16 protein-coding genes and 1 pseudogene are annotated in these 21109 nt (G+C 41.2%); 8 read left to right on the forward strand and 9 right to left on the reverse strand.

Features of this window, described 5'->3' with window-relative positions:
* Window positions 1-12 precede the first annotated feature (12 nt).
* Window positions 13-1896, reverse strand: a complete 1884-nt coding sequence (locus D3P12_RS14045; protein WP_157970362.1) for a Vgb family protein — start codon at window positions 1894-1896, stop codon at window positions 13-15.
* A gap of 342 nt (window positions 1897-2238) precedes the next feature.
* Window positions 2239-2598 carry a DUF2200 domain-containing protein gene (locus tag D3P12_RS14050; RefSeq protein ID WP_118196531.1) on the reverse strand — a complete coding sequence of 120 codons (360 nt, stop codon included), beginning with the start codon at window positions 2596-2598 and terminating at the stop codon, window positions 2239-2241.
* A gap of 124 nt (window positions 2599-2722) precedes the next feature.
* Between D3P12_RS14050 and D3P12_RS14055 the strand changes: the two genes are divergently transcribed.
* The 3 genes from D3P12_RS14055 to D3P12_RS14065 all read left to right on the forward strand — a co-directional run bounded on the left by D3P12_RS14055 (window position 2723) and on the right by D3P12_RS14065 (window position 6845).
* The gene (locus D3P12_RS14055; RefSeq protein ID WP_118196533.1) at window positions 2723-4789 is read left to right on the forward strand and encodes a CehA/McbA family metallohydrolase domain-containing protein; all 2067 of its coding nucleotides are present in this window, start codon (window positions 2723-2725) and stop codon (window positions 4787-4789) included.
* 64 nt (window positions 4790-4853) lie between these two features.
* Window positions 4854-6248 (forward strand): exonuclease domain-containing protein, encoded by a 1395-nt coding sequence (locus tag D3P12_RS15700; RefSeq protein WP_317124662.1) that lies wholly within the window; start codon window positions 4854-4856, stop codon window positions 6246-6248.
* 150 nt (window positions 6249-6398) lie between these two features.
* Window positions 6399-6845, forward strand: coding sequence for a VOC family protein (locus D3P12_RS14065; RefSeq protein ID WP_118196534.1), 447 nt, complete (start codon window positions 6399-6401; stop codon window positions 6843-6845).
* 47 nt (window positions 6846-6892) lie between these two features.
* Here the strand turns inward: D3P12_RS14065 and D3P12_RS14070 are convergent, their stop codons facing one another.
* From D3P12_RS14070 to D3P12_RS14085, 4 genes and pseudogenes are all read right to left on the reverse strand, one after another.
* Window positions 6893-8308, reverse strand: coding sequence for a YHS domain-containing protein (locus D3P12_RS14070; RefSeq protein ID WP_118196536.1), 1416 nt, complete (start codon window positions 8306-8308; stop codon window positions 6893-6895).
* Window positions 8309-8322: 14 nt separating this feature from the next.
* Window positions 8323-10632 (reverse strand): TonB-dependent receptor domain-containing protein, encoded by a 2310-nt coding sequence (locus D3P12_RS14075; RefSeq protein WP_165438743.1) that lies wholly within the window; start codon window positions 10630-10632, stop codon window positions 8323-8325.
* Window positions 10633-10802: 170 nt separating this feature from the next.
* Entirely contained in the window at window positions 10803-11186 is a 384-nt protein-coding gene (locus tag D3P12_RS14080; protein ID WP_118196540.1) for a hypothetical protein, read from the reverse strand.
* Window positions 11187-11234: 48 nt separating this feature from the next.
* Window positions 11235-11636 (reverse strand): annotated as a pseudogene (locus D3P12_RS14085) (SDR family NAD(P)-dependent oxidoreductase); the annotation flags it as partial.
* Window positions 11637-12014: 378 nt separating this feature from the next.
* Here D3P12_RS14085 and D3P12_RS15840 point away from each other — a divergent pair.
* The gene (locus tag D3P12_RS15840) at window positions 12015-12278 is read left to right on the forward strand and encodes a helix-turn-helix domain-containing protein (protein ID WP_394341529.1); all 264 of its coding nucleotides are present in this window, start codon (window positions 12015-12017) and stop codon (window positions 12276-12278) included.
* 15 nt (window positions 12279-12293) lie between these two features.
* Here the strand turns inward: D3P12_RS15840 and D3P12_RS14095 are convergent, their stop codons facing one another.
* Together D3P12_RS14095 and D3P12_RS14100 are read right to left on the reverse strand one after the other, a co-directional pair.
* Window positions 12294-13541: a DUF4374 domain-containing protein gene (locus D3P12_RS14095; RefSeq protein ID WP_118196544.1), complete on the reverse strand. Its 1248-nt coding sequence runs from the start codon at window positions 13539-13541 to the stop codon at window positions 12294-12296.
* Between the two features lie 27 nt (window positions 13542-13568).
* Window positions 13569-15992: a TonB-dependent receptor plug domain-containing protein gene (locus D3P12_RS14100; RefSeq protein ID WP_205941110.1), complete on the reverse strand. Its 2424-nt coding sequence runs from the start codon at window positions 15990-15992 to the stop codon at window positions 13569-13571.
* Between the two features lie 59 nt (window positions 15993-16051).
* Here D3P12_RS14100 and D3P12_RS14105 point away from each other — a divergent pair, with 59 nt between their 5' ends.
* Window positions 16052-17098, forward strand: a complete 1047-nt coding sequence (locus D3P12_RS14105; protein ID WP_118196546.1) for a helix-turn-helix transcriptional regulator — start codon at window positions 16052-16054, stop codon at window positions 17096-17098.
* Between the two features lies 1 nt (window position 17099).
* Here D3P12_RS14105 and D3P12_RS14110 read toward each other — a convergent pair whose 3' ends face one another.
* Window positions 17100-18635 (reverse strand): SulP family inorganic anion transporter, encoded by a 1536-nt coding sequence (locus tag D3P12_RS14110; RefSeq protein ID WP_118196548.1) that lies wholly within the window; start codon window positions 18633-18635, stop codon window positions 17100-17102.
* Between the two features lie 157 nt (window positions 18636-18792).
* Between D3P12_RS14110 and D3P12_RS14115 the strand changes: the two genes are divergently transcribed.
* From D3P12_RS14115 to D3P12_RS14125, 3 genes are all read left to right on the forward strand, one after another.
* A complete protein-coding gene (locus D3P12_RS14115; RefSeq protein ID WP_118196550.1) occupies window positions 18793-19146 on the forward strand; it encodes an MmcQ/YjbR family DNA-binding protein in 354 nt (117 codons plus the stop codon).
* Between the two features lie 86 nt (window positions 19147-19232).
* Window positions 19233-19991 carry a YebC/PmpR family DNA-binding transcriptional regulator gene (locus D3P12_RS14120; RefSeq protein ID WP_118196552.1) on the forward strand — a complete coding sequence of 253 codons (759 nt, stop codon included), beginning with the start codon at window positions 19233-19235 and terminating at the stop codon, window positions 19989-19991.
* A gap of 98 nt (window positions 19992-20089) precedes the next feature.
* The gene (locus tag D3P12_RS14125) at window positions 20090-21094 is read left to right on the forward strand and encodes a vWA domain-containing protein (RefSeq protein WP_118196554.1); all 1005 of its coding nucleotides are present in this window, start codon (window positions 20090-20092) and stop codon (window positions 21092-21094) included.
* Window positions 21095-21109 lie beyond the last annotated feature (15 nt).

Here is a 21109-nt window from a genome sequence, read left to right on the forward strand (position 1 = left end):
TAATATTCGTAATTATTTCGATGGTTTGAGTTGGTAACTGTAAATATGAGATCCGCCGACGAAGTAAATCCGTCCCGTCAGATAATCGCCCCCCGCATCAATGGGTATGGGAGACTCAGCCAGTAAATTAATCTGATAGTTTTGCGGATTAATCTGAGCAATACCTTTTCGCAAAAGAAGATAGGTTTCCCCTTCTTCTCCGTGGACAAAAATACGTGGAGATTGTTCCCCAGCAGTGATACCAAACTCGGCAGTCAGATCATATTGGTGGACAAGCTCTTTGCGTTCAGGATCAAAAACAAAGAATATTTTCCTATCTGCCAAACCGTATATCAACCCATTTGGCGCGTGACACATATCTGTATATGACTGCACACCGGGTAAAACCACCTGATTCCATTTCATTTCTTGGTTCTCTATATCCATTATATAGAGTTCCGCCACTTTCGCTTTTTTCTCGCCGCCTGTACCCGGCGCCGTCGTTGTCCCTCCTAAAATCTTCCCTTTTGGAAGTGCTACGAGGCTCATGGTCGACTGGTCCAGAACGATGCTCGAATCTTTCAACAAAACACTTGTTTCCTTTTCCCGATCCCAGAAAAGCAAGCCGCCTCCCGTATATCCATATTCAGGTGTACCTCCTAAAATTAGAGTCTTCCCGTCGGGGTAAGCTAGCAGCCGATGCGGACGATGAATAACCGGAGTTGTTTTAATAAAGTGTACGGGTTTTCCATCACGCCACTCGATTAAAGAGCCCCCCGGATATACCCCAAAAAAGAAAGCATCATCCTGACGGGTCAAAGCGTTAAACTGGCCAGGCGCTGCCTTATTCTCCCAACGATCCTGAACGGGGTCATAACTAAAAAAACGCATCGGGAAAGACGTACCTCCACTTATTTTATTATCGGGGGAAACACCAATGCCCATAACCCAGGCACCCTCACTTGTGTAATCGAAGCTTAACTCTTTCTTCGTTTTCGCCTTCGGGTCTTCAACTACCAAACGTCTTGTTGTCAGATTACATTCTTTGAGAATCTTGCCATCCGGAAAGTGTCTGTGAAAAAGAGTCTGACTTCCTGTTATGTAAGATTTAGCATCCATTGCATGACCTGTACCGATCTTTTTAGCCTGTCCTCTATACAGTTCATACCATTCTAAACTATCGTCTCGAAGAGCCTGACCATATACTTTTCCATTCTCGTTTCGGTAAACAAAAGCGCTACCTCGCTCACGCTCATCTGGTATCAATACCGCTTGAGCTTTCGCGGTTGAGGGATCAAAAGCGACAATCTGACTAGCCGTATTCCCCAATCCAAAGTAAATCCAACCAGCATCATCGGATGCAACATAGCGCTGATACTGTGCCCAATTCTCTTTGTATACGTACCCGTAGTCAGTCAATTCACGAGTTTGCGGATTAAATGAAACTACACCGCTACTCGGATAGGTTATTGCCCAAATATTCCCTTGATCGTCCTCAGTCATTCCCATCGCCATCTGTCGGCTAACGGCCTGATGAAATGTAAACGCCCTTTTCTCAGGGTCAAATTCGACGAAATGTCCGTTAAAGAGCGTATAAAGCTTATTGTCTTTTGAAAGTATAGATGAATAAGGCGTGTCCTTGTTGGGTGGGAAAGGTATCGTAAACTCTTCGCTTTCACCTGTTTCTGCGTCAACCATGAGCAACGCATAACCGCCACGATGATCAAAAAGCCAAACAAGTACCACGTTTCGCCCGTCACCGTCGACTGTCGCCACCGTACCTCGATGGTTGGAAATTGGAGATGCCACGCCATGGTCGACAAAGCCGCCTCCTAAGTCTTGAGAAAATACGGGTAGGCACCCGATAATCATTAAACAAAATATACAGCCTTTAAAAAAAGCGTTGAATTGATTCATAAGATAGTTCGTTTCAGCTTAGGTTTTAGTTTGTTTGCTCAATAGTCATGAGAATTGATTAGGTTCTCGTTATAAATGGTTATTATTAAACTAAATATAAGAAAGCTTACCCGAGAAATAAAATTATTTCTACATTAATCTATCCCCGATCCGAATGCTGTTGATAACATCTTCCAAATCGAGTTGGAAACAAAGAGAATTCCCAGCACATCAAATCCGCATTTTGTTGGCGAAAATGCGGATGAAATGCGGACGCATTCCATCTTGAATCCACTTTCATCTTAACCAAGTTTTTAGTCCACTACGTCATTATCCATAATCGACATCTCACAGAGAAGCAACTTAAGAACGCAAAATCTTTTCCATCGCTTTACCCTTCGCCAATTCGTCAATCAGCTTATCAAGATAGCGAATTTTTTGCATGAGCGGCTCCTCGATTTCCTCTATACGATAACCGCAGATTACGCCTGTTATCTTCGAGACGTTGGGATTAATCTTCGGAGCCTTGCCAAAGAAATCTTCAAAATTCGTTTTATTATCAATAAGCTCTTGCAGGTCTTTTTCATTATAACCTGTCAGCCAAAAGATAACCTCGTTCACTTCATCTTTCGTACGTCCCTTTTTCTCTACTTTAGTAATGTAATGTGGGTAAACACCCGCAAAGGACATTTTGTAAACTCGTTCGTTATTTTTATTGTTCATCTTCGTGGTTTGTACGATTTTCAGTTATCGTTCTCAATAGTGGTATTTTTACTTCCTAAAGATAGTATTTAAGCAACAGTTTTTCTTATATTCGAAACGCATTTTATTGATAAAAACCTCTTTTATGATATTTAGATCCCTTATACTTATCGTCATGCTTTTTATTGGCGTAGAAAAGAGTCGAGCAGAATCGACGGTTAGCCAACAAGATAATATGGTGGAGGTTACGTGGCCGATTGACGAACAAACATTTGGAAAAGTACAGTTTGATTTGTCTCCCGCAAAGCCTCTTTTCAAAACCATTGCCATAGGACAGAATAAGGCATTTCATACGATCTCCGAGGATCTGGATGCTGCTTTTTTGCTGACGATTGGTAAACGTGACCTTCTTTCCCAAAACCGATGGAATATCTTTTTTGATAGAGTTCCGACAAGACCTTATGAGACATTTCCGGTTAAACTTGAAAAAGACAGTATTGCTGTTAAATCCGTTGGCAGCCGCACGATCGTAACGATCGGCACGCTGTCTGCAGAACGCTTCTCTGGAAACCTGGAAATTACCTTTTATCATGGAAGTCCACTCTTTAACGTGGCGGCAGTGATGTCAACCTCTTCTGATGCAGCAGCGATCGTTTATGATGCAGGTTTAATTAGCAATACAGAGAAATGGACGGATATTTCTTGGACAACAACGTCTGACCGGTTAGAGTCAAAACCGGTAAACTATTCCGATCCGGCTAAAAACCTTGCCGTCAAATACCGTACAATAATCGCCAAAGCTAAAGAAGGTGCCCTGGCACTTTTCCCTGCGCCTCATCAATATTTCTATCCGCTTGATGAAGCTTTTAACTTGAAGTTCGTCTGGCATGGTGACAAGTACAGAGACTTACTAGATGGTTATGGTATTGGGATCCGACAGGAGTTGGAAGGCGACCATCGTTTTGTGCCCTGGTTTAACGCTCCTCCTAACACCAGTCAAAGATTAAATTTTTTCTGTCTCATTGATGAAATTGGTGATGTGGAAGCAATGGAAGCTGTGAAAAAGTTTACAAATGCTGATCGTTATCCAAAAATACCGGGTTTTAAAACGATGTCCAGTCATTTTCATAATGAGTTTATTATGAACGTCGTGCTCGCCGGAAAACCTATTCCTGAAAAACCGGAGTTTATTGATGTCTTTAAACGTTTGGGCGTGGATATGGTACATCTTGGCGAATTTCATTATACGGCTCATCCCAAAGGCCCTGATTCTCTTCGCCTCAGAGAACTAAAAGCACTTTTTGAGCAATCCGAACGTCTGTCGGACGAAGAATTTCTGCTCATACCGGGAGAAGAACCCAATGAGTTTTTTGGAGGCCATTGGATGCAGATATTTCCAACGCCTGTGTACTGGATTATGTCGCGCGGCGACGGGGTTCCATTTGTTGAAGACAAACCCGGGTTTGGTAAGGTATACCACATCGGCAATAAAGAGGATATGCTCAGGCTACTTGAAGACGAGCGGGGTCTGGCATGGACCGCTCACGCACGAACGAAAGGATCAGTAAACACACCCGATATATACAATCACGAAGATTTTTTTAAATCAGACCGTTTTATGGGTGCTGCCTGGAAAGCGATGCCCGCTGATCTTTCTGAACAACGGTTAGGTTTAAGAGTACTTGATTTGATGGACGACATGAATAATTGGGGCGAAAAAAAGACCGTCATCGCTGAAGCCGATCTATTTACGGTAACACAAGAGAATGAGATGTATGCACACATGAACGTCAATTACCTCATGCTCGACCGCATACCCCGTTTTCAGGACGGTTGGCAAGAAGTTGTCGACGCCATGCAGCAAGGGAAGTTTTTTTCGACTACTGGGGAGGTGCTTATGCATGAATTAAAAATCAATGGAAAACTTTCGGGAGAAACGCTGAGCTTGAATGCAGATGGGACTGCTGACATCGACCTGAAGCTTAGCTGGACTTTTCCGATGAATTTTGTAGAAATTATTTCAGGGGATGGGGAAAAAGTGTTTCACGAACGAATCGATCTAACGAACACGAAAGCGTTTGGAGAAGAAAACTTCGAATTCCGACCTAATTTATCCGGAAGAAAATGGGTTCGTATAGAAGCGTGGGACTGTGCTGTTAACGGAGCTTTTAGTCAGACCTTCTACTTGAATTTGAATCAGAAAAAATTATAAAAGACCTTTTGACACACTAACTATTTTAGTATTTTTGTTTTCTTAACCTTTAAAATTGCCTCATTTGGCTAAAAAAGAAAACATAGAATATGCGATTGTGGATATAGAGACCACAGGTGGTTATGCTAGCGGCAGCGGTATAACTGAAATCGCCATATTAATTCATGATGGTGAACGGGTTACGCAGCGTTTCGAGCAGTTGCTTGATCCACAGAAACCTATTCCATTACACATTCAAGCATTGACGGGTATAGACGATGCAATGGTTGCCGGTTGCCCTACCTTTGCTGATGTTGCTGAAGAAATACATAAGCTACTCGATAACAAAGTATTTGTCGCGCATAACGTTAATTTTGATTATTCGTTTATACGCCATCATCTTTCGGAAGCGGGACTGGAATGGTCGGCCCACAAGCTCTGCACAGTTCGCATGGCCAGAAAAATAAGACCAGGCCTCCGCTCCTATAGTCTTGGAAGGCTGTGCGACGCACTCAAATTACCAATCGATAACCGTCATCGTGCTGGAGGTGATGCTGATGCTACAGCTATTCTATTTCGCAGATTACTGGAGTGGGATCATCAGGGCATTATCAGCGAGATGCTGAAAGCACGATCTGCCGAGCAGCGCTTGCCACCCAACTTGCCAAGAAAATATTTTGAAGATCTGCCTAGCGGGCCAGGGGTATATTACTTTCGCAACCGGCAGGGCAAAGCGATCTATGTTGGAAAGGCTGTAAATCTGAAAAAGCGTGTGGCGTCTCATTTTACTGGGAATACGCCAAACCCTCAGCGACAGCATTTTCTGAGGGATATTTATTCTATTACATATGAAGTTTGCGGAACGGAGCTTATGGCTTTTTTATTCGAATGTATCGAAATAAAGCGACTGTGGCCCCTTTACAATCGTGCTCTTAAACGTTTTGAACCTAAATTCGCACTCTACTCGTATGAAGATCAAAATGGCTACTTGCGACTGGCTGTAGGCAAAAAGCTTAAGCAGCAAAGTTGCCTGCAATCCTATAATCGTGCTATAGACGCTGTGACTCAGCTCAACACCTTAATACATGATTTTGATCTGGATCGGAAACTTTGTGTATTTGGGTTGCAAAACCACCCTTATCAATTAAGTATAATCCAGGAAAAGGGTGCACCGTCATGCTCTGTTGATATACACAACGAAAGGGTCATGCAGGCTGTGACCAGCCTGCAGCATAACGAAGACTGTTACGCCATAATTGATAAAGGTCGTAATGAAGATGAAAAAAGTTGTATTTGGGTTGAAAACGGTCAGTTTCACAGCATGGGTTATATCTCAAATGAAACGGATCTCCGTGATCTAAGTGATATCCGTGACAGTCTCTCGCGTTATCCATCAAACCACTACATGATGCAGCTGATTCAGTCTTTTGTTAATAAATATCCTTGGAAGGTAAAAACCGGATTGGCTGATCATATTTAAAGTCGAATTACTTGAATAGACAGGAAACGATCATTCTTCATTCGTTAAAATTTAACAACCAAATTTAAGATAAAATTAACATAACAATCGCTCAATGAAGATGTTATAATAGAAAAAAGAACCCCATTGTTAAATTTAATCTTTTCAATTATGGCAAAAGTTCATGCGTATTTAAACTTTAATGGGAACTGTGCTGAAGCATTCAGTTTCTACGAGAAAGTATTTAAAACTGAAAATCTGGGCATACATCGCTATGGTGATATGCCAAGTGAGCCCGGCGACCCGGAACTTCCTGAAGGTACGGGCGACTTGGTCATGCATACCGCTATCAATATCAATGATGACACTATGCTGATGGGGTCGGATATCATCGAGCAGTTCAGTGAGCTCCCGACAGAAGGGACGCGCAGTTACATTATGCTGGACACTGATTCTGCCGATGAAGCAAAAGAACTTTACGGCTCTTTGTCAGAAAACGCAAAAAAGATTGAGATGGAATTAGCTGAATCTTTCTTTGCTGAACAATTTGCTTCTTTTATCGATCAATTCGGTGTTTGTTGGATGATCATTTACGAAGGTGACAAGAGGATGGCTTAGTCTACATTATAAGGATTCTCGAAATTAATTTCGAGAATCCTTATAAATTAAATAGAAGTCTTATTCTTCTCTAAAAATTGCTTTTTACATAGCTCTCCACAGAAGCCCAGCCTTTTTCCATTATGTTCCACGGTGTTCTGGATCTTCGTTTTACTGCCGATGTGCATACCACAAACCGGATCGGTTTCTGATGATAATTCAACGTGGATTTCGCTCCCTACATTCAATGCCAATGAACGGGGTTCTTCAGCGCGATCGCTAATTACAGCTGTGTTGACCGATGTATAATAAACTTTACCGTCATCTGACCAGGCGACCAAGACACTCTCATTATCCAATTCCTGTATCACCGGATAGGAAGCATGGCTCTTTTCCTGGGTAACTTCCTTTTGGAAGATTCCATGATCATTGATTTTGTTTAAAACGATCTTACTGAACATCGAACCATCTTGTTGGTAATTTTTGTTAAAAGCCGCTACACGCGTACCGTCTGACACAAGACAGAGTTGCACAAAACGGCCGTCTACATCTAAGCAACGCTTTGCTGACATATGATTATTTTGGTCAAGCTCCGCATAAAAGACTCCATTCTGCTGAGAACCGGTATACCATGCTACGTAGCTTGTTCCTTCTTTACTAACCACTGAGGGGCCGTTATGGGGACAGCCTTCTACCACCCATTGATCGTTACTGAACGGGATGGGGTCTTCAAAAGCATCACCGTAATTTGATGATTTACTAACAGAAATATCTCTGACCGAACCGGGTAATATATCACGATAAACTACGCTTATGTTGCCTTCGCCATCATCGCTGATGGCTGTCCGACAACATTGACAAGCATAAGGTTCAAGCACCGCGGCTTCACTGAACCCGCCACCGCCTTCGGTTTTAGCAAATTTAACCGGCCGACCTTTGTCTGAATGAACCGGATCGCTGTCCAACCAGGACACACCCACTTCACCATCTCCTAAGCGGAGGATATTGGCAAATGACCGGGATCCCACGAGGCTTTCTTTACTTTGCACGGGCTTCGGGTCAGTCCAGGTACCCCCCTTATCATGAGAAAGTGTGTAGATCAAATCGCTCAATCCGAAACGACTGTTTTCGACTGGAACATTGGTTTCATAAAGGGCGATCATAGTCCCATTACCTTTAAATGCGATCTTGGGCATACCTTCTTCATGAATACTCGTGTTGGAAGCTATAGGAATCAATTTACTGGAACCGAATTTCTTTTCTTCCGCAATCCAATTAGCAAAATAGAAATAGTGATTATCAGCGCTATCGGTTTCGACCCAGCTAATAACCGGATTATTCTTTTCATCCGTTGTTAAAAACACGCAGGATGCCTTGTTCGAGACGGCGGAAAGAAGAGTTGATTCTTCTTCCCTGTTTGGGGGCACGTATGTACATGATTGAAACACAAACAAAAGGAGACATATTATGAGAATATTTTTCATTTGATCGATCTTTTCTAGAGGTTAAATAAATATTTTAAATTAAGACCAGCGTAAAAATTCCGTTCAGGTGAGGGATTGAAATAAGCTGCTCCGCCATTCCCGTAGGAAATTGCGTTCAGCGCATTCATCGAACTGTATCGTTCGTCACTTAAATTATTAACACCTGCATATAGATCTAACGCGAACGATTTTGCTAACTGCTTTTTAAAGCCCAATTTGGCGTTCATCACTTGATATGATGGATTGTAATCACTATTGGCATCGTTTAATGGGAGACGGTCGTTAAAAAAATAATTTCCGGAGAAATAAATTCCGTATTTACTCTCCACATTTATTCCGGCATTCATCACCCAAGGAGCAATACCCGTGAGTTCGTTCCCGTCGTAAGCGACCTTAACTTCTCCGTCAGCATCCAGTACTTTGTAATCCTGAAATTGAAAGTCAGAATAGGTGACGGCAGCATAAGGCCGTAATAGAGTAATCGTTTTACCATCATCCTGATGAATGGCCAGATATGATAAAGCTAGTTCGACACCACCGTGACTGGTACGACCCGCATTGTGGTAAACAGTAATCCCTTGCTCAACAGACTGGGCAATCAATTCCCCTTTCATATCCATCTTAAAGAGTGCCAGATCATAAGAGAGTCTGGATTTTAACAAATTACCTTTTGCATTAATTTCATAGTTAACAGCTTTTTCTGCCTGCAAATCCCGATTGATCGAGCCATCTACATTTTTTATCTCAGACCCTGATGGAGGTGAAAAGCCTGAACTTACACTTCCGTGAATAGAAAGTGCTTCCCCAACATGATGGCTCAAAGCAATACGCGGTGACGCCTGAGCTTTAAACTTTTTAACGCCACTCTGTTCGGGAATAAGGTAATCCGTCGCATCATAAGTTAATCCATTATAACTTAAGCCTAAAGCGAGATCTGTGTTCGGCCCCAATGACGTTTCAGACTGGTAGAAAAGTGAATAAACTATATTTTCTGTGTCTGTGTTATTATTGATAGCTCCCTCCACCCCTTGATTATTTACATAGCGCGTACCTTTGGAATTTGCCTGATTAAATTCGGCACCGACTGTAAAAACAGTCGGGAATAATTTAAAACGAGGGTTGTAGTTAAACTTAGTACGCCCTCCAAAACTTTGATAATAGTTCCGCAGATATGCATAAGCTAACGGATGATCGAGATCGTAGAAATAGGTAAATACACTGGTGCTATTCGTCAACTGATCATTAAAACGATATTGCTGTCCGATGCCAACGCGAGTCCAGTTTTGATACCTTCCGGCCTGTTTGTCAAGGTTGGATGGGCTCGCTTGCTGCCTATCCTCGTTCATTTGACTTTGCGTCAATGCGCCGGGAATTTGGGTATGTTGGGTAGTACGACTCAGTAATAAAGTAACGATCTGCTTATCTGATGGAAAAAACTGAAAGTTACCTGTCAGAAAACGTCGCATATCGTTGTTATGTTCGCGATAGCCGTCAAACTGTTGCCAGCCGTAAGAGACATAACTATTTACCTTATCCCCCCCATTTCGATACGTCGCTGCTACACGTGCTAAGCCATAGGAACCAAGCAAACTCGAAAGCTCCATACTACGTTCTTGATAAGGCGATCGTTGCAGTTTAAAGTTGATGACACCTCCGGTTCCTCCTCCGTAAATACTGGAGGCAGGCCCTTTAATGATTTGAGCCTGACCGATACCATTGACATCCAAGGCTTCGATCCGAGTGGTACCGTCTGGCTCTGTTACGGGAATATCATTCACATATATCTTGATATTTCGAATACCGTAAGAAGAACGCACACCATTTCCACGGATAGATATCCGGGCTTCTGAAAGCGTACTCTGATCCATTTGTACACCCGGTACGCTATTAAATGAAGATTGTAACGACACGCCACTGCCTTGCCTTATCTGATCGCCAGTAATAAGCGCTACAGCTCCGGCGGTTTCTTTGTTGGTTTTGTTACCACCATAGGCAGTTACCCGGACAGCATTCAGAGATACCGTGCTGGGCTCAAGTTGTATGTTAAGATGCTCATCTTTCTTATAAGAAACGACCTGGGGCTTATACCCTATGAGCGAAACTCGTAAGGAACCTTGATTATCAGTGCCCTTGATCGAAAATTGGCCAGTTTCATCAGACTGAGTCTTCGAATTGCCGTTTTCTGTTTCAATGGAAACTCCTTGCAACAATTGTTGCGATTGAAGGTCATAGACTGTCCCTGAGATAACATGTTCTTGCGCGTTGACATTTATGTTAAAAGCAGCGAGAATCATGATAGATAGAAAATATTTTATTAATTTCATAAATACATTTTTTGGAAGGAAATATCCTTTCACAATTATTTTGAAGCATGTGTGCCAGCACATGCTTCTTTTTTTAGAAAAAACGATTAATTAAATAGACAGCAATGTTCACTACAGAACAGAGCCGATCCATGAGAATGAATGTATTCCCAAAAAGAAATGAATAAATATTATACCATGGGAGGTCTAAAGATCGAATGTGGACGATCAATGGTCTTCGGATCCGGAAGTATTGAAAAATCCGACTTCTCTGTATCTTGCGTCAGAAAGATTACAAAAGATAATTCCTGAGATAGGAAATATTTATTGTTATTTTCTAGATTTCGTTGCGGGTTGCTTTGATCTTTCTGGTCTTCCTTTTCTAGCTTTTTCATTAATTGACACTGACCATCACAGTGCATTTCAACCAGTGCTTTATTTTCGCAATTGATCGCGTAGCTTTCTGTGTTTACATAGTAATCACTAATAATCAGTACCCGAGTAAATGACTGGATAAAAAGGGCCACAAGCAAAATGGCTACCCCTAAGTGACGATATGTTATAAACCGTGTCAACGAAAAAGACGTTGAACAAAACTAAATCATATCCGTCATAAAACAAAATCAACGCCGTAATATCAAGAAAAAAAAGAGCCGCATTTTCATGCAGCTCTTCATTATTAACCTCCGAAGCATCGCGGAAACCGGAGGTTCTCCCACAAGCACAAAACGTGTTATGAAACTGAGTAGCCGCCGTCTACGGGTAATTGTACCTGTAATGAAGGAAGCAGCCGGCGAAGCAAAGAACGCCACTACCTGACCAATTTCCGAAGGTTCGCCATAACGATTAAATGGCGTTCGGGCGAGGATTCCCGCACCAAACGTTTCTTTTAAAGGTTCAAGCAAAGGGGTGTCGATCCAACCCGGTGCAACTGCATTTACGCGAATACCGTCTCTTGCATATGCAATTGCCAATGATTTGGTAAGTTGGTCAATCCCACCTTTACTTGCGCTGTAAGCGACGTTCTTTTTTAAATTTTTCCTGGTTCATTATATCTAATATTTAATTTGTGAATTAATGTGTTCTCTTAATTTCCTATTAAAAGAATCCTTGTTTTTTCTTATCGTAAGAGATGAGCATATTCTTTGTCTGGCGGTAATGATCAAGCAAAACATCAGAACCTTGAAAACCATCTTGGAGCTGTTAAAAACCGAACTCGCCGAAAAAACCGCTAATATCCTATTGTAGAGAACGATCTTAAAAGCCTTTTTATTGAAGCTGATGGACAGTGTCGATCATGGGTTGGTCAGTCCTGGAATCAATGAAAAACGAATATACCTTTTCGTGTTGTTATTAGAAGATCACTACATCACAGAAAAAATGTCGACTTCTATGCTACGAAGCTGAATCTTTCGGCAAAACGTTTAAATCAGATTTTAAAACAAAAAACAGGAAAAACAATCAGTCAAATTTTACAGGAAAGGACGTTGACTGAAGCAAAGCATCTGTTATTTGTTGGTAAAAAAAGCATCAAGGAAATAGCCTATACATTAGGCTTCCAAGATGCTTCTTACTTCAGTAGGTTCTTCAAAAAAATGACGAAACTAACTCCTGATGAGTTTCGCATCCAAACGAAGAACCAAATTGCTTTTAAAAAGATAGTGTGAGCCACCACCAGTTCTTTATTTTGAAAGTTTACCGATTGCGGTTATCTCATCTGCATGAACAGTCAAACCTTTTGTTGCTGAAGCAGTCGCCGGGTCGACAATAAAAATCGCCGGATTTTTATCCACCTCCGTTACCGGAATATATAGTTTCCCATTTTCTGCGATCGGAAGTCCGAATGAAGGATTGATGTTATAATCCGGCAAGCCTTTAATCCACTCAAAACTTTGGTCAACAACATTCACCAATGCCAAGGCATTAGGTTGGGCCGGTCCGTCCTGATTAACCGTACCAGGTCGTACATATGCCAACGCAAACCAGTCGCCATCTATATGAAAGGCGCGTTGGAAGATCATATCTCCAGACTTCTCTTCTAGGTTGAAAAAATACGAATCATCAAAATCGTCCTCTCCAGAATTGATACGCAATACGCCAGCGGGCTTGGTAGAGTTCTCATCATTGGCCGGTGAAAATACATATACGTTATCTTTTCCATCATCTGAAATCGATGAATAATATTGAGAGCGGAATCTTCCTGAAGCATAACCTAGACGATTGTCTCTGTAAATTCGAGTAACATTTAGATCTTTATCAAACGCAGCAATCCATACCGAATCAGGGTATGCTGTCGCTGCGGTTTCAAGAGCACCGTCTCCATTTTTAACTAATTTTGAAGGTACGATGGCTGATAGGAATTCGTTGCTACCGAAGGGCACAACTCCGGACAAAGTACCGTATTCTCCATTTCCCGTAAGATTGGTGGTCGATTTAGTAATGGTCGTAACCGCGTTGTTCTTGGATGGATCAATAAAATTAAAGGTTGAATAAAGGTTATTCTTATCTTCTGTTTGCACGCCCTGCACAATCGTTAAGACCTTATTCTGAAAAGGTCCGTAGGTTGTGAAACGTGAAATAATCTGGAAATCAGATCCCTTTTTTACAATATTCCCATTCGGCCCCAAGCCAACACCGATACCAAGACCAGGATCGCCTTTTTGATATTTCAAACCAATGCCTGTTTGTTCATTCGGAAAAACCCACGCTGTATAAGCATCTGTTTCTAAACCTTCCGCAACAATAGATGCTTCGCCCTGTGTCACATCAGGTACCGCCAATAAATAGCTGCCGTCACCACTAGATGCAGCGATAAAGAACTCGACGTCCGAAGATTCACGGTCGGGTCCAGTATTTTCAGATTTGCTACAAGCACTGAACAAAAAAGCCAATGCAACCATGGAAGCAAGTTTTGAGTTTAGGAGTTTCATATTATGATTATTTAAATTGTATATTGATTAACGATTATTTTGCTTGACGAAAAAATAGCGAAGTTTCACAGCGAAATGCCTTCCGGGTTTTTGAAGGCTGAAATTATCATAGAGACGTTCGTTTGTCAGGTTTCTGCCTTCCAGAACAATATTATACTTACCGTTTTGCAGCGAGTAGGTAGCCACGAGATCATGAGAAAGCTGTTTTGCCACCACGTCTTTACCACCTGAAGCACCTAGACTCTCCCACCGCAGATAGAAATCATGAACATAGTTAAGGTTATAGTTTAGATTAAGTAAATTATTTTTCCCACCTATATCACGCAGGAACACTTCAACATCCATATTTCCAAACAAATAAGGCATGTTTGGCATCCGATCATTTTTATGAATGTTCGGCTGAGTTGAATATTGCGAGATATAGTCTTCTTTATCCCGAATATCCTGATACGTAAACGTGCCGCCCACGGCTAGTAATCGTTTATAATAATAACGAGCTTCCAGGTTGAGTCCAATATTCTGTACTAAGCCATGATTTGAGCTCATTGCTGTACCAAAACGCGGATTAATTTCCCTGCGGATGAAATCCTTTACTTTTCTATACGTACCGCTGGCATCGACAAAAACGCTATGGTCGTCACTAAAATCCTTTTGATATGCGAAACCTAAATTAAGGTTGATGCTATTTTCGGGCCGGAGTGTCGCGTTTCCAGATTCTAATACCTCATCCCCAAATAATTCACGTTCACCGGGTAACCTCAAAGCTTTTTCTACTGATGCTTTGAGCTGCACATCGTTCAGAAAATAGGTAGAAGCTACCCCATACCCATAAGAACTGGAGCGTCTGGTCTGCCTTACATATTCAGTTACTGATGGATTGGTAGAAACGTTCATTGAACCCGTGACACTTTGAAGATAATGTTTCCCGAAAAGCGTAGTTACCCAGCGATCATCAACATTATATTTATATGAGAGCCCCATAACGTTCTTAAAGTTGCTTGATCGCGTATCTTCGTTCGTATTTTCATCAATAATTTGGTTACGATCTGCATTCTCTCGTTCGTAGCCACTGATAACATCATTAAAAGCGATGCTATGGCGATCTAGAAAATCGTATGACAAATTCAATGTTGAATTCGCATTGTTATTATAATACTTGGCCAATGTGCTGATCGCTTCACCGATAGCACCTCCGTTATTGAGAGTTTTTTCGCCATACCAATTGTATTGATAGCGGGAAGTATCAATATTGTGGTTATAATTTCGGTTATAATTTGCTGTCAAACGCATATTCAAGTTTTCCGTAAACAGATCTCGTTTAGAATAAGTCAGCGAGGGCATCACTGTATTGCCAGATCTAGAGCGGGCGCCAAAGACAATTTCCATCAGATTTGAGTTTTGAATTTCTGCATATTCTTGACCCAGTGTAACACTAATAAGAAATTGATCAGCCCAAGACGTATTGAGAAATCCGGTCTTGGCAATAATAGTCTCGTTATGGTATGTATCATGAAAACGCGGTACCCAAACGCTATCAGGAGTAAACGTGCTGGTTTCAAAATCCCTAATTCTTGTATATACCTTATAATTGTTGTCAGAATAATTCTGAAAAGCATTGAGTTGTACAGTAAACCCGTTATCAGCTGTATATCCGAGATTTAAATTCGATTTGTGGGTGTTGAAAGAACCGTAAGAATAAGCAGCTTCGATGTACGACTTGTTTCGGTTGTTCGTAACAATGTTAATCGCTCCGCCTAATGCATCAGCCCCTAGTTCAATTGGAACTACACCTTTATAAATTTCAATACGGTCAGCCAAATTCACTGGAATATTATTCAACTGAAAAGCTGAACCCATTCCGTCCATTGGTATACCATCAATAAAAACTTTGATGTGTCTACCAGTAAAGCCATTCAGATTGATAGATACATCAGAACCCAATCCACCGTTCTCCCGAACCTTTACACCTGATGCCCGATTCAGTAATTGTGCTAAGTCGAGCGTGGTATTATGAAATCTTTTTGCATCCAATGCTGTAACATTATATGCAGTTTCCCGCACTTCTTGCAGTGCAGACTTACCAACAGCTGTAGCCGCTTGCAGCATGGTATAATCGGCTGTTGACAAGCGGACTTCCAACGGTGTATTGTTAGGAACAACATTAACTTGCTTTTCATACTTATTATAGCCAACTTTATTGATAATTATTAGATGTTTACCTTTATTCAAACGTAGGGAGAACATTCCATTATGGTCGGTGTACCCTTCAGCGGACATATCTTTAACATATACATGAGCTTCCGAAATTGGATCACCATTCTCGTCACTCACAACACCTTTAACTTGATGTCCCGTACCAGTCTCCTGAGCGTACAAAAATATCGGAGCCATGATCATAAAAAACACGATCATGCTTAATTTACCAAATCCTTTTAAAGTATAGTTTAACACTTAGTTCTTATTTAGATTAATTTTAAATAAATTCGTTGCAAAAATAATCGGAAAGAGTAATGAACAATATCGGAAATGGTATAAATAATGTTGTTAAAGGTAATTTGAGCATTAGTTCGGTGCTTGATGACCCTGAGCTGACACTATTCGATATAAGCAACGACGGGTGCTACGCAAATGCTGTTACGAAAGAAAATATTCATGCGGATATACCCAATCGTTTGTCGATGCGAGCAAAGGTTATCAAATCCGCAGGCTTCCTCCTTTTAGAAAATGAATTGAATATTCATCAAAATACAATCGACTTATTCTGCTGTCGGGGAGATTATTTCTACTTTTCCCTCCTTTTAAAAGGTAATGCATATTTATGCTCTGATAACAGGATGCGAAGACGATCGCAAAGCAAAAGGCTTGACTTACTTGACCAAAAGCGCCTATATTTCCGTTCTGATACGTTTTCACAACAAACCATTCAGATGAAGACGAACGAAAAAATACGCTACACGGTTCTTTTAATTCATAAGAATTATGCTAAGCTGCTTCTTCAAAATGGTTGCAGTGATTTACTAAATTGCCACCTGTACAACAATATAGAATCATCGATCAGCACATCAATCCCTTTAGAATGGAATATCCATGAAGCTATCCAATCGCTATTCAACTTTCCGTCCGAAGAAAGACTTTTCCCACATTTCGCCAAACTAAAACTAACAGAAATTCTACTTCTGCTCAATGTCTATTATCAAGCTAAAATCGAAACTCCTCTCAGCTCTCAACCTGAATTAGAACGATTTCAGGAAATCAAAGTTTGGATCACGGTCAATTACAACAGGGAATTCACGCTTAAATCACTCGCAAGAAATTTCGGATTAAACGAACTTATATTAAAAACAGGTTTTAAAGCGGCATTCGGACAAACTATTCGTCAATTTGTTATCGAAAGAAGGATGAACGCCGCCAAATCCATGATACTTCAAAACAGAGCAACCATCAATGAAATCAGCAACAAAGTAGGTTATAGAAGCGTATCCCATTTTATCCAGACTTTTAAAAAACATTTTGGTGCTACGCCGGCTCAGCATCAAACCTCTAATGAAAAACAATAAGTTATTTTTCCGGCATTACCCTGTAGGTAGGGTCATCTTGAATGTTCACTTCAATAAAGCCATTCGCATTGTCCAATAATCGAATGCAATCTTCACTCAAGTGGCGTAACACGACGACTTTATTATGCAGTTTGTATTTATCAATGACATTTTTTAGCGCTTCGATAGCCGACATATCCGCCACGCGCGAATCGTTAAAGTCTATAATAATTTTGTCAGGGTCATTTGCAGCATCAAATTTATCTATAAATGCACTTGTACTGCCAAAAAATAAAGGGCCGTATATCTCATATACTTTGTTACCAAATTGATCGGTGGACTTGCGTGCACGTATCCGCTTAGCATTATCCCATGCAAAAACCAGTGCAGATACCACCACGCCTATCAAAACAGCCAGCGCTAGATTGTGCAGCACAATCGTAACAACTGCCACCAACACGCCTACAAAGATATCCGATTTCGGCATTTTGGTAATAAGACGAAACGAGACCCATTTAAAGGTACTGATCGCAACCATCATCATGACACCAACTAAAGCCGCCATCGGAATCTGCTCGATAACTGGCCCTCCAACCAGTATCACGAATAAGATTGCAAGCGCTCCGATAATAGCTGATATCCTGGTTCTCCCTCCTGCACCTAAATTAACCAACGTCTGGGCTACCATAGCACAGCCTCCCATACCACCAAAAAAGCCATTGACTACATTTGCAGTTCCCTGCGCCACTGCTTCTTTATTTGATTTTCCTTTGGTATTCGTAATTTCGTCGACCATATTAAGTGTTAATAGAGATTCTATCAGACCCACCCCTGCCATAACTAAAGAATAAGGGAAAATAATCTTTAAACTCTCGTAACTGATCGGTACCTGTGGGATGTTAAACGACGGGAAAGCGCCACTTACGGTAGCGATATCGACTACCTTCTTTGTGTTGATATCGAAAAAATACACCAAAGCAAAAACAAGCATAATGGCAAATAAAGAAGAAGGAATCGCTTTAGAAAGTTTAGGGAAAACTAATACCACGATAATTGTCAATAAGGTTAGACCAGCCATTCTTAGAAAAGTGCCACCTTGCATCCAAGCTGTGATCCCATCTTCTGTGACTTTAAATTGCTCTATCTGTGCCATAAATATGATAACAGCCAAGCCGTTCAAAAATCCATACATAACCGGTTGAGGGATCAACCTGACAAACTTCCCAAGTTTGAAGACACCAACCAGAAGCTGCAAGACACCCGCCAGCACAACCGCAGCAAACAAATACTGGACACCGTGACTGGACACCAAGGCGATCAGCACCACAACTGTTGCTCCTGCCCCTCCAGATACCATACCAGGTCGACCGCCGAGAACCGCCGTAACGATACCCATCAAGAACGCCGCGTATAATCCCGTAAGAGGTGTCAAGCCAGCCAAAATAGCAAATGACAAAGATTCTGGTATCATTGTCATTGCAACAGTCAAACCAGCCAGAACCTCGTTTTTAATATTAATTTCTCGGAAGTCCGAAATGCCTAGTAAATTATTCCCCATATGCTCATTCCCAGTTTGAGTAATTAAATCACGCAAAAGGATGCAAAGATAGGGAAATGTTAATTACTGCTTGCTCAGCAAAGACGGTCATCATACGAACCTTAAATCGAAAAATTACTAACTTAGTCTATACGATACCATTTTTCAAAGACATGCGATGAATATAGAAGAACTAAGAACATATTGTCTTCGCAAAGCGGGCGTGACCGAAAGCTTTCCATTTGGACCAGACACATTAGTTTTTAAAGTCGGTGAAAAACTTTTCTTACTCACTGGACTGGACTCGCTTCCTCTTTCGTTCAATGCCAAGTGCGACCCCGAAAGAGCCATTGAACTCCGTGAGCAATACCCAGATTCGGTTCTCCCCGGTTACCATATGAACAAAAAACATTGGAATACAGTTCTCGTGGACGGAACGCTCGCGCAAAACCAATTACTTGAGCTAATTGACCATAGCTATGAACTCGTATTTGATTCTTTATCGCGAAAAACAAAAGAAAGTTTACAGTAATGGAAGTTACAAAGAGATAATTCCATTAAAATATCCACAGCATATCTTATATTAGTGGTTTTCGGGGTATTCAATAAGTTATTTTTATGGCTGGACACAGTAAATGGGCAAATATAAAACATCGTAAAGGTGCTCAAGACAAAAAACGCAGTAAAATATTCACTAAAGTCTTAAAAGAGATTACCGTTGCAATAAAAGAGAACAACAATAACGGAGATCCAGAAACCAACCCTGCATTAAGAAACGCTTTGTTAAACGCAAGAGGTGTTAACATGCCCAAAGAAAACATAGAAAGGGCTATAAAAAAAGCTACAGGCGCGGATGCTGATAATTACGAATACATGTCATTTGAAGGCTATGGGCCAAATGGAATTGCATTCTTCATCGAATGCATGACCAACAACACCAACCGAACAGTGGCAAGTGTGAGATCAATTTTCAATAAACATAAGGGGTCGCTGAGTACCAGCGGGTCAGTAGAATTTCTATTCGAAACAAATGGTGTATTTACGGTGAATAAAGATGGCCTTACTTGGGATTTGGAAGAGCTTCAGCTCGAATTGATTGAGGCCGGAGCTGTTTCTTTCGGCGATGAAGAAGATATCTTCACCATCTATACTGAATTTAATCAGTTTGGAACGATGGCTAGCAAATTAGAAGCCCTCAAGATCGAAGTACAGCGTGCTGAAATACAACGTATCCCTTTGGAAACAAAAGAATTAAACATTGAAGACGCTAAAGAAATATTAAAGCTTATCGACGCATTTGAAGATGATGAAGACGTTCAAGATATTTTTCATGACCTCGAACTTACTGATGAGCTAATAGCACATATCGAAGGATAGAAAAAATTAGACTTTCAAAAGTAAAAATCCCCCTTTTGGGGGGTAAAATAATTGACATCAACCAATTAGCTTTGTTCATCATAAACTTAAATTAATCAATGATGAAACAAATCAATTTTTTGACAATCATTACATTGCTGGCTTTTAGTCTCTTTAGCTGCAACAAAGGGGACGACACAGCCCCAATTATTGAACCTCTTGATGACAATTCTCTGCCATCGGCGGCTATTTTGGGCGTCGAAGTAATGGAGAAAACGGACGACAGATTGAAGTTCCGTATGAATATAGCTGTATTCAGGGATTCCGAGAACATCGAAGAAAACCTAAATGCGAGCGCCTTTGCAATCGACAGCCTGCAAATAGCTGGCTATCATTCAGGTTTTGCGAATGATTTGACAAACCGCGTACAAGGCGGAAAGGCCGGTAACTATTCTGCCCTTCTGCTTATGGACCAAAGCGGGAGTATCAGCAGCACCGATCCTGAAAACTATCGTTTGGATGCTGCCAGAATATTCTCATTAAACCTGGGCGCCAATAATAATGTGGCATTATGGTCATTCAGCGGCTCCAATTATAAAGCGATCTTAGATTTCACGACCGATACAGCGAATGTGATACGAGAAATCGAGAACTTGCGCGACAAAGAAGGTGGCTCCACTCCCCTCTATCGGTCTCAGTATGAAGCTATCACTTATACCAAAGGCAATTCAAATAAAGCGAATAAAGCCGTTCTTACATTTACAGACGGACAGAACAGTGGAAGCGGAAATTCTGAAGAAGTGGTGAATCATGCCAAGAGTCAGGGCATAACGTTGTATAATATCGGTCTAGGCGACGTAAGTACCGACCTCTTACTCCAACAGGCCGTAGCCACAAAAGGAGCATTTATGTATGCGAAAGATGCGAAACAATTGATCAGCTTCTTTGGAAACCTTGATAAATTACTGAGCCATACAGCTACTTACTATCAAACTGAATGGACAGTAAGAAGTAAGAGTGGCGAAAAACCTTTCCAAGGACAAGGACAAATAAAGCATGAGGTAAAAGTAACATTCCCTTTTGGAGGTCAGATATCCGTCCCTTTTAGCTTTAGCTACCAATAAACAACAACAGGTTTG

Source organism: Pedobacter indicus (assembly GCF_003449035.1).
Taxonomy (GTDB): domain Bacteria; phylum Bacteroidota; class Bacteroidia; order Sphingobacteriales; family Sphingobacteriaceae; genus Albibacterium; species Albibacterium indicum.

Bases quoted from the DNA above. Each gene is read 5' to 3' on its own strand.
- D3P12_RS14075 (WP_165438743.1), bottom strand. From the start codon at position 10,632: ATGAAATTAATAAAATATTTTCTATCTATCATGATTCTCGCTGCTTTT.
- D3P12_RS14045 (WP_157970362.1), bottom strand. From the start codon at position 1,896: ATGAATCAATTCAACGCTTTTTTTAAAGGCTGTATATTTTGTTTAATG.
- D3P12_RS14095 (WP_118196544.1), bottom strand. From the start codon at position 13,541: ATGAAACTCCTAAACTCAAAACTTGCTTCCATGGTTGCATTGGCTTTT.
- D3P12_RS14120 (WP_118196552.1), top strand. From the start codon at position 19,233: ATGGCTGGACACAGTAAATGGGCAAATATAAAACATCGTAAAGGTGCT.
- D3P12_RS14105 (WP_118196546.1), top strand. From the start codon at position 16,052: ATGAACAATATCGGAAATGGTATAAATAATGTTGTTAAAGGTAATTTG.
- D3P12_RS14070 (WP_118196536.1), bottom strand. From the start codon at position 8,308: ATGAAAAATATTCTCATAATATGTCTCCTTTTGTTTGTGTTTCAATCA.
- D3P12_RS14115 (WP_118196550.1), top strand. From the start codon at position 18,793: ATGAATATAGAAGAACTAAGAACATATTGTCTTCGCAAAGCGGGCGTG.
- D3P12_RS14125 (WP_118196554.1), top strand. From the start codon at position 20,090: ATGATGAAACAAATCAATTTTTTGACAATCATTACATTGCTGGCTTTT.
- D3P12_RS14110 (WP_118196548.1), bottom strand. From the start codon at position 18,635: ATGGGGAATAATTTACTAGGCATTTCGGACTTCCGAGAAATTAATATT.
- D3P12_RS14050 (WP_118196531.1), bottom strand. From the start codon at position 2,598: ATGAACAATAAAAATAACGAACGAGTTTACAAAATGTCCTTTGCGGGT.
- D3P12_RS14055 (WP_118196533.1), top strand. From the start codon at position 2,723: ATGATATTTAGATCCCTTATACTTATCGTCATGCTTTTTATTGGCGTA.
- D3P12_RS14065 (WP_118196534.1), top strand. From the start codon at position 6,399: ATGGCAAAAGTTCATGCGTATTTAAACTTTAATGGGAACTGTGCTGAA.